Raw genomic sequence first — 15,033 nt, forward strand, 5'->3', positions numbered from 1 at the left:
CGCGGCGCCCGCCAGTTGCCGGCGCCGCAGGCCGGCCAGGGCCAGTATGCCGGCCAGCAGCAGCCACGGCGTGGACGGCACGGCGACGGCGGCCGGCTGCGTGCTGCCCGAATCGAGTTCGATGAAGGAGACGGGGTCGAGGATGGTGAACGGCTGGGCGCCGGGGCTGCCTGCGCCCAGGTAGTCGAAAGTGACGGAAAAGCCCGTGGCAGCGCCGCCGGGGACGATGCCGCCCGCCAGCGCCAGCGCGTCCACGTAGCCGCTGGCGGGGATGGCGGGATCGGGCTGCACCAGCAGCACGTCCCAGCCCGGCGCCGTGGAAACGTTGCGCAGCCTGGCGTACTGGCCCACGCTGAAGAACAAGGTGAATTCCTCGATGGGGACGGCCAGGGAGGTATTGCTGACCGTATAGTCGTAGCGCCACTGCGTGCCGCCCAGCGAACTGGCCGCGTAGCCGATGCTGGTGGCGTGCGCGGCGGACATTGCGCACAGCAGCAGCGCCAGCAGCGCGTGTTTGATAAAGCTCATGATCGTTCCCCCCAGACTGGCGCCAAGCGTACCCAGGCTGGAGGGCAAGCAGGAAGCGTTCCTGTCTAACTTATGCTGGTAAAACAAGGGCTTGGAGAGAAGAGGGGGCGTTGGCTGTCAAGTTTTCCGACAGCGGCGCCCCAGGCTGAGTCTGTCGGCGCTGTCCTACCCGTTCTGCGGTCGCTGTCCGATTGTATGCTTGGTGGAAACACGCGATGATGATGTCAACGCAATAACAACCGACACACGGAGTCCGCGATGCACAAGCCAGCCAAGCCCAGCCAGTTGAACAAGCCGCTCCTGCTGATCTGCCTGTTTACCTTCGCGACCCTGGCGGCCACGCTGATGCATACGGGCGAGGCACGGCAGGCCGACGGCGCACCGGCGCCCGTGGCGCGCGATGCGGGCCATGGCGCCTTGCCCGTCTGCAGCACCGACGCCCTCACGCTGTCGGCCCATTGCCAGCCCCAGCCGGGGCGCCAGGCTTGACCGCACTCTGCAGCCGCTGCTGCAGCAAGGCCAGCACGGCCGCTTCCTCCGGCGCCAGCGCGGGCAGCTCTTCGCGTAACTGCTGCTGCGCCCGCGCGCGCATGCCTTCCAGCAAACTGCCCTCCAGATACGATTCCAGCACGGCCGGGTGTACATAGCATTTGCGGCAGATGGTCGGCGTGTTGCCCAGTTTTTTCGCCACCGATTCGATCGCCTGCACGATGTTCTTCTTCGCCTGCGCCTGGGAATCGACCTGCTCGAACGCCTGCAGGGCCAGGGCGGCCAGCAGGGTGCCGGACCAGGTGCGGAAGTCCTTGGCCGTGTAGTCTTCGCCCGTCACCTGGCGCAGGTAGTCGTTGACGTCGCCCGAGTCGACGCCGTGGCGCTCGCCCGCCTCATCGACATACTGAAACAGTTCCTGGCCCGGCAGCTCGCGCATGCGCGCAAGCACCCTGGCCAGCTTGCGGTCGCTGAGGCGGATGTCGTGGCGCACGCCGCTCTTGCCCTTGAAGTGGAATTGCACGGCGCTGCCGTCGACCTGCACATGGCGCGTGCGCAAGGTGCTCAGGCCGAACGACTTGTTCGTGCGCGCATATTCTTCGTTGCCGATGCGCATCATCGTCAACTCCAGCAGGTGCACGATGGTGGCCAGCACCTTTTCACGGGGCAAGCCGGGCAGCTGCATGCCGCGCGCGACGGCGGCGCGGATGGCGGGCAGGGCGCGGCCAAAGCTGAGCATGCGCTCGTACTTGACGTCGTCGCGCACCTGGCGCCAGCGCGCATGGTAGCGGTATTGCTTGCGGCCCCGCGCATCGCGGCCCGTCGCCTGCAGGTGACCGTTGGCGCGCGGACAGATCCACACGTCCGTCCAGGCCGGCGGTATGGCCAGGGCGCGGATGCGCTCCAGGGTGGCGTCGTCGCGCACGGGCTGGCCGTCCGCATCGGCATAGCGGAACTTGCCCGGCGTTCCCGATCGGGCGATGCCGCCCTGGTGGTCGCCCGTGTAGCGCAGGCCGGCCGCGCGGGCCGTGGTGGTGGCGGAGATATCCATGCTTTCCTATAAAGAGCGCGTTGCCGGGGCGCCGCGCGCCTGGCGCGCCGTTATGCTAAGGTGCGCATTCGTAACGCCGTGCGCGGCAGACAGGAGCAGCAGATGTTTGGCAGAAAAAAGAATCTGGAAGAAGACCACGCCCCCCAGGCCGGCAAACAGTATGAAAAAAAGTACACGGAAGACAGCTTCTGGGACAAGGTGGTCAGGTTCGCCAGGACGGCGGGACGCGAAGTCATCGAGAAAGCCCTGTGGCTGTACTACGCGGCCCAGCAGCCGGACACGCCGCTGTGGGCCAGGACGGCCATCTATGGCGCGCTCGGCTACTTCATTTCGCCCATTGACGCGATCCCCGACATCACGCCCGTCGTCGGCTATGCGGACGACCTGGCCGTGCTGGCCGCGGCCGTGGCAACGGTGGCCACCTACATCACGGCCGAGGTCAAGGAACGCGCGGCCGAGAAGCTGCGCGGCTGGTTCGGCGCCTAGCCGGCGGGAGCGGGCTGGCCCGGCCGGCCCTTGACGGCGTTGCGGTACTTGTCCCTGGCCGCGGCCAGCTTCACCGCCTCGCTGGCGATGTTCTGCGCCCTGATGCGGGCTTTTTCACTCTTGCTGCGCTGCTGCGCCACGTCCTTGTTGCCGATGCGCTTGGTCATGCTGGTCTCCTCAAGGGTCGTCAAATCGTCAAAGCCGACCAGCACAGCATACGTTTCTGCCCGCGCGCCACCGTGCGCCCGCACACACAAGCGGCTACCTGGCCGCCGCCAGTTTCGTCAGTTTCGTCAGTTTCGCCAGTTTCGCCGGTGCGCCGCTGCCGCCGTGCGCCAGCAGGCGCCGCACGACTTCTTTCTGAAAAGTACGAAATTCCTTGTCGGCGCTGACGTTGGCGAAGGCCAGCACGGCCGTCTTGCTGGCCCGGTCCACGCAGACGATGGAGGCGGCGCCCGGATCGTTGCCGCTCATCGTGGCCAGCGGCGTGCCGTCGACGTCGCGCATGACCCACATCAAGGCCTGGCGGGCGGCCAGTTCGGCCGGCGGCAGGCTGGCCTCCTGGGGCGCGAAAAATAGTTGTAATGTGGAATCCTGCAGGTAGCGGTGGCCATCGACCCGTCCGCCATTGCTGAAAATGGCCAGGAAACGGGCGAAGTCATGCGCGGAACTGCGCAGCAGGCCGGCCGGCCAGTCCGGGTAGCCGACGGGCGGCAGCGCCTGCACGCCCGCTTCCCCGTGCGCATACGGCTGGGCCACGACGGCGCGCCGGGGCAAGCCGGCCAGGCTCCAGGCCGTGTTGTCCATGCCCAGCGGGTCAAACAGCTGCTCCTGCGTGAGCACGTCGAGGCTGTCCGGATTCAAGCGTCCCACGAGGTAGCCGAGCAGGGCCACGCCGACATTGCTGTAGCGCCATTCCGTGCCGGGGCGGCCGGCGAACGACAGCTCCGCGTCATACCAGGCGCCGCCGCGCGACAGATAGCCCTTGACGAAGTCGCGCAGGGGCAATCGCGGGTCGCCCTGCACGGCAAACGCCGTTGTCTTGTCGTACACGGCGTCGGAAATGCCCGAGGTGTGGCTGAGCAGATGGCGGAAGGTGATGGGCACGTCGGGAAACTTCGGGTGCATGAGCGGGAAGTCCAGATAGGCCGCCACCTTGTCGTCGAGCTGGAAGGCGCCCTGTTCCAGCAGCTGCATGGCGGCCGCGGCCGTGACGAGCTTGCTGACGGAGGCGGTGTGGAAGGCCGTGTTGGCGTCGGCCTTCCTGCCCGCGCCGATGTCGGCCCAGCCATAGCCGCGCGCGAACAGCGTTTGCTCGCCGCGCACGACGGCCACGCCCATGCCCGGCGTTTCCGTGCGCGCCAGGCCATCGTGCATGAAGGCGTCGAATTCCCGTTCCCATGCCTGCCTGGCCGGATCGATGGCGCAGCCCGTTTGCAGCAGGGCCAGCGATACGCCCAGTCCCAGCACACTTCTTCGTTTCATTGCTTCTCTCTTTGCCGTTTTTAATTATCTTAACAATATTTCCCGCTTTGCCAGGGCTAATTGAGAAAACATTGCTGTACAGCAATGACAATCGCGCCGCGCCGCCCTTATTTGCGCCACAGCCGTTGCAGCAGGGGCTTGACGGTGAGGCCGTGGGCGACGATGGAGAGGATGATGACGACGATGGTGATATTGGCCAGTTCGCGCGCCAGCGCGGGCGGCAAGCCGTGGGCGATGGCGTAGCAGAGGTAATACATGGAACCGATGCCGCGCACGCCGAACCAGGCGGCCAGGCTCCGCAGGCGCACGCCGGTGCCCGAGGCCAGCAAGCCCAGCATCACGCTGGCCGGGCGCGCCACCAGCAGCAGGAACAGCGCCACGCTCCACGCCCGCCAGTTCCAGGCGGCGGCCGTGACGGCACCGCCCAGCAGCAGCACCAGGGTCAGTTCCGACAGGCGCTCCAGGTGTTCCTTGAAGACGAGCGCTTCGCCGCTGACGGTCAGCGGCGCGGCGCTGTCGTGCGGCCTGGCGGCCGAGACGGCATGCGTTTCCTCGGCCTGCAGCAAGCCTTGCCGGTCCTTCGGCGCGCCGGCCAGCACCAGTTCCGTCTGGCGCAGGGCCACGCCGGCGAAGAACACGGCGAGGAAGCCCCAGGCGTGCATGGCGCTGGCCAGGCCGTACACGAGGGCGATCAGGCCCAGTCCCGCCAGGTCGTCGAGCACTTCATGCTTGGGTTCCTTGGCGCGCAGCTGCCAGCCCAGCCAGGCCAGCAGCGTGCCGCCGGCCACGCCCAGGGCGACGGCGCCGGCGCTGGCCCACAGCAGGTCGCGCCATAGCCAGGTGGCGCCGTGCGGCCCCAGTTCATGCAGGCCCAGCCAGCCCAGGCCCAGCATGACGAAGGGAAAGCCGCTGCCGTCGTTCATGCCCGCCTCGCTGGTGAGCACGAAGCGCAATTGCTCGCTGTCGCCCGCATGGCGCAGCTGCACGTCGGTGGCCAGCACGGGGTCGGTGGGCGCGAGGATGGCCCCCAGCAGCACGCCCGCGCCCGGCGGCATGCCCAGCACGAAACAGGCGAAGACGGCCACCAGGGCCACGGAGATGGCCATCGACAGCCAGGCCAGGCGCAGCGATGGCAGCCAGCGCGCCAGGCTGAACGGCACGGGCATCTTGACGCCGGCGGAAAACAGGGAGATGAGGACGGCCACTTCGGCCAGGGTTTCGAGCAGCGGCGCCTGCTTGACGAGGTCGAGCGCAAACAGGCCGAGGAACATGGGCCCCAGCAGCAGGCCCACGCCCAGGTAGGCCATGGCCGAGGTAAACGGCAGGCGCGCGATGCTGTCGGCGCCCAGGCCGCGCGCCAGCATCAGGCAACCGATCAGGATGAACCAGGCGGTGGTGCTCATGCGCCATATTCTAGCGGTGCAAGGCAGCGGGCAGCGCGCCGCAGGTTTTTTTACGCCTTGTGCAGCGACACGCTGTCGTTCTGCGCCTGCATCTCGCGCACTTCGCGCACCTCGTGCAGTTCGATCGGGTCGTGCGTGGAGCGCAGGCGCGGCAAGCCGTGCGGGTAGTTGGCGGTGATAAAGGCCAGCATCTGCTCGCGCACGAGGCAGCGCAGCTCGAAGGCCAGGCCCGAATCTGCCGCGCTGATCAGGAAGCGCACGCGCACGGCCCGTTCGTTCGAATCCGTCGCCTGCACCGTGCAGACGCGGCCATCCCACTGCGGCGCGGACGCGCAGATGCGCGCCAGCTCCGCCCGCAGCGGGGCTAGCGGGATGCTGAAATCGAGCCACAGGAACACCGTGCCCAGCAGGGTGGACGAGCTGTGCGTCCAGTTTTCGAACGGATTTTCGATGAACCACTGCAGCGGCACGATCAGCCGGCGCTCGTCCCACACGCGCACGACGACGTAGGTGCCCTTGATTTCCTCGACTTTGCCCCATTCGCCATTGACGATCAGCACGTCGTCGATGCGGATGGGTTGAGAAAACGCAATTTGCAAACCAGCAATGAAATTGCCGAGCACGGGACGGGCGGCGATACCGGCCACCAGGCCGGCCACGCCGGCCGAGGCCAGCAGGCTGGCGCCGATCTGCCGCGCGCCAGGCAGGGTCAGCAGCACGAAAGCGAGGCCCAGGATGACGACGATGGCGTGCGCGCTGCGCGTGAGTACGCGCGCCTGCGTGATCAGGCGGCGCGCGCGCAGGTTGTCGGCCACGTCGACGGGGTTGATTTCGGAAATCGTGATGGACAGGGCCTCGATGCATTGCATGGCCAGCCAGGTCAGCGCGATGATCAGCGCCACGCTGGCCAGGTGCGACATAGCGACGAGGCCCGGCGTGTCGTCGGGCGCGCCGGCCAGCACCATGCGCAGGCCGAAGACGATCACGCACAGCTGGCTGGCGCGGAAGGCCACGCGCGTGGCGTTGGTGGTGAACGGGCGGCCGTTGGCCAGCCGTTTCAGCAAGCCGATGCCGGCGCGGTGCACGCCGATGGCGACGACCGTGACGAGCAGGGCGGAAACGAGCACGGTCAGCGCCGAGCGCAGCGGGCCGCCCATCAGCGAGTGAAACGTGGTGAGATCCATAGGCGAAAACTCCTTATATAAGTGAAATGGATGTCGGAAGCGGGTATTTTACGGGCAGATGGCGTCACGGGGACGTGCGTTGCCGAACGGATAAGCTTGCTATCAAGGTAGATACTGGGAGGAACTACCTGGCCCGGCCCGGCGCTGGACGTTTCACGGCAGAAAGCAAGGGACCGGCGCCCCACTGGCAACATGGCCATACTTGCCACGTTGTATTTGCAAAGGAAACAGATGATTTTACGATCGCTCCGCATGTCCTTGCGCTTCATCCTGCCGCTGGCCTTGGTGCTGGGACTGTTTGCCTATATCGTCGTACCGTTGCTCGACAATATCACCCTGCGCTGGTATGTGCGCGACCTCGACAGCCGGGCCGAATTGCTCGCTGGAACCCTCCGCCCCTCGCTCATCGATTACCTGCCCGCGCAGGACGCCGCGCGCATCGGTGAACTGTTCCAGGGCGCCACGCGCGACGAACGCCTGATCGCCATCGGCTTTTGCGACAACGGGGGCCATTTGCTGTACCGCTCCGCGCAATATCCGGCCTCCATCGGCTGCTGGAGCACGCCTGGCACGGGCGGCCTGTACAAATCGCTGGCGCAACTGCCGCAAGGGCAAGTCCACCTGAGCGAAACGCCCGTCATGCAGGACGCCTCCCAGCTGGGCCGCCTGGTGCTGGTGCAGGACATGAGCTTTGTCGAGCGCCGCAATACCGATACCAAGCGTTTTATCTTTGCCTTCCTGGCCGTGCTGGCCGTGCTTATTTCGCTGATGACCGTGTTCGTGGCGCACCTGAGCTGGCGCGGCTGGCTGTCGGCCGTGAAGGATATCTTGCGGGGCGAGTTGCTGCCGAAAAGCACTGGCGCAGTGGCCGCCGCCACGGCGCCCGCCGCCGCGCCCGCGCCGCCGCCGGAAATGCAGCCGCTGATCGGCGACTTGCGCGAATTGCTGCAGGAATACCATCTGGAACGCCAGGGCGACAATGGCTGGACGTCGGAATGGACGCCGGAAAAGCTGCGCGGCTTGCTGGAGGCGGACCTTGCGGGAGATCAAGTGCTCGTCGTGTCGAACCGCGAACCGTATATCCACACCAAAACAGAGAGCGGGATCGCCGTGCAGCGCCCCGCCAGCGGCCTCGTGACGGCCGTGGAAGCCGTGATGCGCGCGTGTTCCGGCACGTGGATCGCGCACGGGGCCGGTTCCGCCGACCGCGAAACCGTCGATAAATTCGACCACGTGCCCGTGCCGCCCGATAAGCCCAGCTATACCTTGCGCCGCGTGTGGCTGACGGAAGAGGAAGAGCAGGGCTATTATTATGGTTTCGCCAATGAAGGCATGTGGCCGCTATGCCATATCGCCCATGTGCGCCCCGTGTTCCGCTCGTCCGACTGGGAGCAGTACGTGAAGGTCAACCGCCGCTTCGCCGACGCCGTGATCGCCGAGGCGAAGACGGACAACCCCGTCGTGCTGGTGCAGGATTATCACTTTGCCTTGCTGCCGCGCATGGTGCGCGAAGCCTTGCCGAAGGCGACGATCATTACCTTCTGGCATATCCCGTGGCCGAACTCGGAATCGTTCGGTATTTGCCCATGGCGCGAGGAAATCCTCGACGGCTTGCTGGGCAGCACCATCCTCGGCTTCCACACGCCATTTCACCGCAAGAATTTCCTCGAAACGGTGGACCGCTACCTGGAAACCCGCATCGAGCCGGAAGCGTCCACGATTTCCTACGGCGGCGAGATGACGCAGGTCGAGGATTACCCGATCTCGATCGCCTGGCCGGAGGACGACCCGGCGCAGCCGGACGTGGCCGCGTGCCGCGCACAGATCCGCGCCGAGCTGGGCGTGGCTGCCGATCACTTGCTGGGCATTGGCGTGGACCGCCTCGATTACACGAAAGGCATCGTCGAGCGCTTCCAGGCCGTCGAGCGCATGTTCGAATTGCAGCCCGGCATGGTCGGCAATTTCACGTTCGTGCAGATCGCCGCCCCCAGCCGCGCTTCGCTTGACGAATATCAAAGTTTTGATGCTCGGGTGCGCAAGATGGTCGAACGCATCAACCGCCGCTTCGGCAGCGGAGACTACGTGCCCATCCTGCTGAAAGCCGAGCACCACGGCCAGGACGACTTGCAGCGCTATTTCCGCGCCGCGGAAGTGTGCATGGTGACAAGCTTGCATGACGGCATGAATCTGGTGGCCAAGGAATTCATCGCCGCGCGCGACGACGAGCTGGGTGTCCTTGTTCTAAGTCAATTCACGGGCGCGGCGCGCGAGCTGCATGAAGCGCTGATCATCAATCCCTACCACATCGAGCAGGGTGCCGAGGCCCTGTACCGCGCCCTCGTGATGCCGCCCGTGGAACAGCGCGAGCGCATGAAGAGCATGCGTGCGCGTGTGAAACATTTCAACGTCTACCGCTGGGCCGGGCGCATGCTGCTGGACGCGGCCCGCTTGCGCCAGCGCGACAAGGTCATGACCAAGATCGACGCCCACAGCCGCATGCAGCGGCGCAAGGGGATGCGATGATGCAAGCTGTTGACGATGATCAAACCGTGCTGCAACTGCTGGGCAATCGCGGCTGGGCCGTCTTTCTCGACTTCGACGGCACCCTGGTAGACCTGGCGCCCACGCCCGACGGCGTGCGCGTGGCGCCTGGCGTCATCGAAGCGCTGGCGCTGCTGGCCGAGCGCCATGGCGGCGCGCTGGCCCTCATTTCCGGCCGTCCCGTGGCGCAGATCGACGCCATGCTGGCACCCCTGGTGTTGCCGGTTGCCGGCGTGCATGGCGTGGAGCGGCGCGGCGCCGATGGCCAGTTTCACGTGGCGGCCACGCCCGACGTGGCGCCCGTGCTGGCGCGCGCCCGGGTGCTGGCGGCGATTTACCCCGGCTTGCTGGTGGAGCAGAAGCGGGGCGCCGTGGCCCTGCATTACCGGCTGGCGCCCGAGCTTGAACCGTTATGCCTGCAGGAAATGACCGCGGCCGTGCAAGCGTGCCCCGGGGTATTGCTCTTGCATGGCAAAATGGTCCTGGAAGCCAAGCCGGCCGCCACCGACAAGGGCGGCGCCATCGCCGCTTTCATGCAGGAAAGCCCGTTTGCCGGCCGCCGGCCCGTGTTTGCGGGCGACGACACCACCGACGAGGCAGGCTTTGCCTTTGTACAACAAGCAGGCGGGCAGGGCGTCAAGGTGGGCAGCGGCCCCAGCGCCGCCAGCCTGCGCCTGGCCAGCCCCGGCACCTTGCGCGCCGCCTTGCTGGCCGCTGCCGTATCCCCGACATCGAAGGAGTAGCCCGTGACGACATCGCATGACACCCGCGCCAGCCAACCGTCCGCGCCAGCATCGCTGAACTGCGGCGTGGCGGGCAATTGCGCCTTCAACGCCCTGATCGACCAGGCGGGGCAGGTCGTCTGGTCCTGCCTGCCCCGTTTCGACGGCGACCCCGTCTTCAACCGCTTGCTGGACGACACGGAAAACGGCAGCGTGTGGGCCATCGACATCGAGAACTTTGCGCGCAGCGAGCAGTTCTATGAGCCGAACACGGCCGTGCTGCGCACGCGTCTGTACGACACGCAGGGGCGCGGCGTGGAAATCACGGATTTCGCCCCCCGTTTCCTCAGCCGCGACCGCATGTTCCGCCCGCTGATGCTGATCCGCCGCGTGCGCGCGCTCGACCATGGCGTGCGCATCCGCGTGCGGCTGCGCCCCCGCTACGACTGGGGGCGGCTGGCGCCGCAGATCACGCAGGGCAGCCACCACATCCGCTACGTGGGGCCGGAACAGACCTTGCGCCTGAACACCGATGTGTCGCTCAACTATGTGCTGAACGAAACGTATTTCGTGCTGGGCGGCACCGCCAACTTCCTGCTGGGCCCCGATGAAACCCTGGCCGGCGGCATCGACGAGACGGCGCGCATCTTTGAAAAGGACACCATCAACTACTGGCGCAGCTACACGCGCCGCCTGGCCGTGCCGCTGGAATGGCAGGACGTGGTCATCCGCGCCGCCATCACCCTGAAACTGTCGCTGTATGAAGACACGGGCGCCATCATCGCCGCCATGACGACCAGCATCCCCGAAGCGCCGGGCAGCAGCCGCAACTGGGATTACCGCTATTGCTGGCTGCGCGACGCCTTCTTCGTCGTGCGGGCATTGAACAGCTTGTCCGAAGTGGGCACGATGGAAGAGTATCTGCGCTGGCTGACGAATATCGTCGCCCGCTCGAAAGGCGGCCACATCCAGCCCCTGTACGGCATCGGCCTGGAAGAGCAGTTGCCCGAATCGATACTCGAGCACTTGCCCGGCTACCGGGGCAACGGCCCCGTGCGCGTGGGCAACCAGGCGCAGGAACACTTCCAGCACGACGTCTACGGCAACATTGTACTAGGCGCGGCGCAGGCCTTCCTTGACCACCGATTGTTCCACCGGGCGGGAAAAGCCGAGTTTGCCGCGCTGGAAGCCGTGGGCGACCAGGCGTTCAACTTGCACGCGGAGCCGGACGCGGGCATGTGGGAGCTGCGCACGCGCGCCAGGGTCCATACCTCGTCCATGCTGATGAGCTGGGCCGCCTGCGACCGCCTGGCGAAAGTCGCGCACAAACTGGGCTTGCCGGAGCGCGCCGACCACTGGAACAGCCGCGCCGTGCTGATCCGCGAACGCCTGCTGCGCGAAGCGTGGAGCGAGGAGCGCCAGGCCTTCGCGGAAAGCCTGGGCGGGCGCGACCTCGACGCCTCCGTCCTGCTGATGGCGGAAGTCAACTTCATCGACCCCATGGACCCCCGTTTCATCGCCACCGTCGATGCGCTCGAAGCATCGCTGTGCGACGGCCCCTACATGCGCCGCTACGAAGCGCCCGACGACTTCGGCAAACCGGAAACGGCCTTCAACATCTGCACCTTCTGGCGCATCGACGCCCTGGCGCGCATCGGCAGGAAAGACGAGGCGCGAAAAATCTTCGAAACGATGCTGCTGGCGCGCAACCACCTGGGCCTGCTGTCGGAAGACACGCATCCGGTGACGGGAGAGATGTGGGGCAATTTCCCGCAGACGTATTCGATGGTGGGGTTGATCAACTGCGCGGTGCGGTTGTCGGCGCCTTGGGATAGTGCTATTTAAGTGCGGGCCTGGATCGCGGGCCTGAGAAAATGTCCATGGCTGCGTTGCTTGGGCTTGCCGTACATTCGTACTGTCTGCGCCCGCGCGCCTTGCCCTGGGCATTTTTCAGGCCCGCTGGGCCCGAGGTGCCCGGGCTGGAGACTCGGGCCTTGGTTTGATTTGCCATTGTTTAGATATTAAGTCAAAGTTTTGGGTAAAGCAGGCTCGCCACGCCCATACAACCTGCATTCCGCCGCCAGCGCCAGCAGATTCGGGTCACGCTCGCGGCTGCTCTGCATCAGCAGGGTGATTTGCTGGTGCGAGCCGTAGCGCGCGTCCAGGGGCAGCAGTTCGATGCGCGAGCTGAAGGCGCGCACGCGGCCGGGCAGCAGGCTGTAGCCGATGCCGCCGCTGACCAGGTTGATCAGCGAGAAGATGTCGCCCACGCGCATGGCCGTGTCGGGCACGAATCCCGCCAGCTCAAACGCGTGGTTGAAGCTTTGTGAGGTGACGAAACCTTCGCTGAGCGTGACGAATTTGTCATTGCGCAACTGTTGCAAGTCCACCGATGCCGTTCCCGCGTAGGGCGAGGCAAGCGGCGCGGCCAGGAAGATGTCGTCCTGGAACAGGGGCACGGCCACCAGGCCAGCATGCTGTTCGTCTTCCTGCACGCCGATGATGATGGCGTCTAATCTGCCATCGGCCAGGCTTTGCAGCAGGTCGCGGTTCGAACCCAGGGTCAGGTCGATGTCGAGGCCCGGCCGGCGCAGTTTCAGGGCGATCACCAGCTGCGGGATGCAGTGCAGGGTCAAGGAGTACAGCGAGCCGATCTTCAGGCGCACGGGGTTGATGCCCGACATTTCGCGCACCTTGCGCACGCCTTCCTCGCACTCGGCCAGCGCGCGCCGCGCCGATTCGGCAAAGGTGTAGGCCGCATGCAGGGGGATCAGGCTGCGGCCCTCGCGCTTGAACAGGGGGCAGCGCAAGCCGTCTTCCAGCGAGTGCAGGGCGCGGTGCACGCTGACGGTGCTCTGGCCCAGCGCATCGGCCACGCGCGCCAGGTTGTTCAATTCCATGAAGCTGAGAAAAACTTCCAGCTTTTTCAGGGTAATTTCTTCGTTGATGGCCATGGCTACCCTTTTTAACGGCAGTTCATTAACTTCAAAGTAATGAACATGCTAGCAGGTTGATTGTCGCGCTGGCGCTTTCGTTCTATCGTCTGGATTCGATAGCTCATTCCGGAGGCATGATGTCAACCGCCACAGCAGCGCCAGCGCAGCGGCAAAAACAATGGGACACGCGGCGCACCGAGAAACGCCGCCGCCTCGATGCCGTGCGCCCTTACGCGAACGGTCCCGTGCTGCAACCGGGCGACATGGTCGCCGTGCTCGAAGCGCTGCTTGCGCCGGGCGACCGTGTCGTTCTTGAAGGCAATAACCAGAAGCAGGCCGATTTCCTCGCCCGCATGTTGACCCAGGTCAATCCCGACAAGATCCACCATCTGCACCTGATCATGCCCAGCGTTAGCCTGCCCGAGCACCTGGACCTGTTTGAACGGGGCATCGCCCGCAAGCTGGACTTTTCCTTCGCCGGCACGCAAAGCCTGCGCATCGCCCAGTTCCTGCAGGACGGCTTGCTGGAAGTGGGCGCCATCCACACGTATATCGAGCTGTATGCGCGCCTGTTTGTCGACCTCACGCCCAACGTCGTCATGGTGGCCGGCTACATGGCCGACCGCCAGGGCAATCTGTACACGGGCCCCAGCACGGAAGACACGCCGACGCTGGTGGAATCGGCCGCCTTCCGCGACGGCATCGTCATCGCCCAGGTCAATCAGATCGTCGACGACGTCAGCGACTTGCCCCGGGTCGACGTGCCCGGCTCGTGGATCGATTTCGTGGTGCAGTCCGACAAGCCCTTCTTCATCGAACCGCTGTTCACCCGCGACCCGCGCGTGATTAAGCCCGTGCACGTGCTGATGGCCATGATGGCGATCCGCGGCGTGTATGAAAAACACCAGGTGCAGTCGCTCAATCACGGCATCGGCTTCAATACGGCCGCCATCGAGCTGATTTTGCCCACCTATGGCGAGCAGCTGGGCTTGAAGGGCAAGATCTGCCGCAACTGGGTGCTCAATCCCCATCCCACGCTGATCCCCGCCATCGAGACGGGCTGGGTCGAGAGCGTGCACTGCTTCGGCGCGGAGCTGGGCATGGAAGGCTATGCGGCCGCGCGGCCCGACGTGTTCTTCACGGGCCGCGACGGCTCCATGCGCTCGAACCGCGCCCTGTGCCAGCTGGCGGGCCAGTACGCGGTCGACCTGTTCATCGGCGCGACTTTGCAGATGGATGGCCTGGGCAACTCCTCGACCGTCACCAACGGCCGCCTGGCAGGCTTTGGCGGCGCGCCCAATATGGGCCACGACCCGCACGGCCGGCGCCACCCGACGCCGGCCTGGCTGGACCTGATCGAGACGGACGACCCGCTGGCGCGCGGCAGGAAGCTCGTGGTGCAGATGGTCGAGACGTTCCAGGACGGCGGCCAGCCGACGATCGTCGAATCGCTCGACGCCGTCGCCGTGGGCCAGGCCAGCGGCATGCCGCTGGCGCCCGTGATGATCTATGGCGACGACGTCACCCACGTGCTGACGGAAGAGGGCATCGCCTACCTGTACAAGGCCCGTTCGCTTGACGAGCGCAAGGCCATGCTGGCGGCTGTCGCCGGCGTGACGCCCATCGGCCTGCGCCACGACCCGAAGACGACGGCCAAGCTGCGCGCCGACGGCCTGATCGCGCTGCCCGAGGATATCGGCGTGCAGCGCGGCGCGGCCAGCCGCTCGCTGCTGGCCGCGAAAAGCATCGCCGACCTGGTCGAATGGTCGGACGGCCTGTATCAACCCCCCGCCAAATTCAGGAGCTGGTAATGAGCATGATGATGACGACGATGATGAGGACAGTGCCGGTGCGGGAACGCGCCGCCGCGCTGGCGCGGCAGGTGCTGCAGGCGCTGCTCGACGAAGTGACCCTGACGCCGAAACCGGGCCTGGTCGATTTGCGCAGCCGCGGCGCCCACACGGACTTGAACTGGGCCCTGATGTGCCACTCGGCCTGCGTGCTGCAACCCGTCTTTGAAGCGATGGCGCAGGCCGGCGCGCAGGATGACGATGATGACCGCCTGCGCCAGCGCATCGGCGCCATCGGCCGCGACGGCGAAGCGCTGATGCTGGCGGCCACGGGCGGCGTGAACACGCACCGGGGCGCCATCTGGGCGCTGGGCCTCCTGGCGACGGCGGCGGCGCAGCAGGGCGCGCGCGGCGCGTC

At 66.1% G+C, this 15,033-nt stretch carries 14 protein-coding genes; 7 read left to right on the forward strand and 7 right to left on the reverse strand.

Features of this window, described 5'->3' with window-relative positions:
• On the reverse strand, nt 1-528 hold a 528-nt coding region (locus CBW50_RS26855), incomplete at its 3' end, for a hypothetical protein (protein ID WP_086148339.1).
• Between the two features lie 258 nt (nt 529-786).
• On the opposite strand from CBW50_RS26855, the gene CBW50_RS26860 reads away from it, so the two are divergent.
• Nucleotides 787-1,017, forward strand: a complete 231-nt coding sequence (locus CBW50_RS26860; RefSeq protein WP_086148340.1) for a hypothetical protein — start codon at nt 787-789, stop codon at nt 1,015-1,017.
• On the opposite strand, the gene CBW50_RS26865 is transcribed toward CBW50_RS26860, so the two are convergent.
• Nucleotides 971-2,068, reverse strand: coding sequence for a DNA topoisomerase IB (locus CBW50_RS26865; protein ID WP_086148341.1), 1,098 nt, complete (start codon nt 2,066-2,068; stop codon nt 971-973). The two genes, CBW50_RS26860 and CBW50_RS26865, sit on opposite strands and share 47 nt — an antisense overlap.
• 102 nt (nt 2,069-2,170) lie before the next feature.
• Between CBW50_RS26865 and CBW50_RS26870 the strand changes: the two genes are divergently transcribed.
• Nucleotides 2,171-2,554 carry a DUF1232 domain-containing protein gene (locus CBW50_RS26870; protein ID WP_086148342.1) on the forward strand — a complete coding sequence of 128 codons (384 nt, stop codon included), beginning with the start codon at nt 2,171-2,173 and terminating at the stop codon, nt 2,552-2,554.
• Here CBW50_RS26870 and CBW50_RS29590 read toward each other — a convergent pair.
• The 4 genes from CBW50_RS29590 to CBW50_RS26885 form a co-directional block, all read right to left on the reverse strand.
• Nucleotides 2,551-2,721, reverse strand: a complete 171-nt coding sequence (locus tag CBW50_RS29590) for a hypothetical protein (protein ID WP_172404909.1) — start codon at nt 2,719-2,721, stop codon at nt 2,551-2,553. The two genes, CBW50_RS26870 and CBW50_RS29590, sit on opposite strands and share 4 nt — an antisense overlap.
• A 94-nt stretch (nt 2,722-2,815) precedes the next feature.
• A complete protein-coding gene (locus CBW50_RS26875; protein WP_086148343.1) occupies nt 2,816-4,039 on the reverse strand; it encodes a serine hydrolase in 1,224 nt (407 codons plus the stop codon).
• 107 nt (nt 4,040-4,146) lie between these two features.
• Complete coding sequence (locus tag CBW50_RS26880; protein ID WP_086148344.1) at nt 4,147-5,442, reverse strand: cation:proton antiporter; 1,296 nt, start codon at nt 5,440-5,442, stop codon at nt 4,147-4,149.
• A gap of 50 nt (nt 5,443-5,492) precedes the next feature.
• Nucleotides 5,493-6,626: a mechanosensitive ion channel family protein gene (locus tag CBW50_RS26885; RefSeq protein ID WP_086148345.1), complete on the reverse strand. Its 1,134-nt coding sequence runs from the start codon at nt 6,624-6,626 to the stop codon at nt 5,493-5,495.
• 231 nt (nt 6,627-6,857) lie between these two features.
• Here CBW50_RS26885 and CBW50_RS26890 point away from each other — a divergent pair, with 231 nt between their 5' ends.
• The 3 genes from CBW50_RS26890 to CBW50_RS26900 are packed head-to-tail and all read left to right on the forward strand — an operon-like array spanning nt 6,858 to nt 11,734.
• Nucleotides 6,858-9,149, forward strand: a complete 2,292-nt coding sequence (locus CBW50_RS26890) for a trehalose-6-phosphate synthase (protein ID WP_172404910.1) — start codon at nt 6,858-6,860, stop codon at nt 9,147-9,149.
• The gene (otsB, locus tag CBW50_RS26895; RefSeq protein ID WP_086148347.1) at nt 9,146-9,910 is read left to right on the forward strand and encodes a trehalose-phosphatase; all 765 of its coding nucleotides are present in this window, start codon (nt 9,146-9,148) and stop codon (nt 9,908-9,910) included. Before CBW50_RS26890 ends, otsB begins: the two co-directional genes overlap by 4 nt.
• A 3-nt stretch (nt 9,911-9,913) precedes the next feature.
• Nucleotides 9,914-11,734: a glycoside hydrolase family 15 protein gene (locus CBW50_RS26900; protein WP_086148348.1), complete on the forward strand. Its 1,821-nt coding sequence runs from the start codon at nt 9,914-9,916 to the stop codon at nt 11,732-11,734.
• Between the two features lie 176 nt (nt 11,735-11,910).
• Here CBW50_RS26900 and CBW50_RS26905 read toward each other — a convergent pair whose 3' ends face one another.
• Nucleotides 11,911-12,843, reverse strand: a complete 933-nt coding sequence (locus CBW50_RS26905; RefSeq protein ID WP_086148349.1) for a LysR family transcriptional regulator — start codon at nt 12,841-12,843, stop codon at nt 11,911-11,913.
• Nucleotides 12,844-12,959: 116 nt separating this feature from the next.
• Here CBW50_RS26905 and mdcA point away from each other — a divergent pair, with 116 nt between their 5' ends.
• Nucleotides 12,960-14,636 carry a malonate decarboxylase subunit alpha gene (gene mdcA / locus CBW50_RS26910; protein ID WP_253252011.1) on the forward strand — a complete coding sequence of 559 codons (1,677 nt, stop codon included), beginning with the start codon at nt 12,960-12,962 and terminating at the stop codon, nt 14,634-14,636.
• An 8-nt stretch (nt 14,637-14,644) separates the two neighbouring features.
• Nucleotides 14,645-15,033: triphosphoribosyl-dephospho-CoA synthase (locus CBW50_RS26915; RefSeq protein WP_172404911.1), on the forward strand; the 389-nt coding region annotated here is incomplete at its 3' end.

The sequence above is a fragment of the Janthinobacterium sp. GW458P genome, assembly GCF_002127585.1.
Taxonomy (GTDB): Bacteria; Pseudomonadota; Gammaproteobacteria; order Burkholderiales; family Burkholderiaceae_D; genus Janthinobacterium.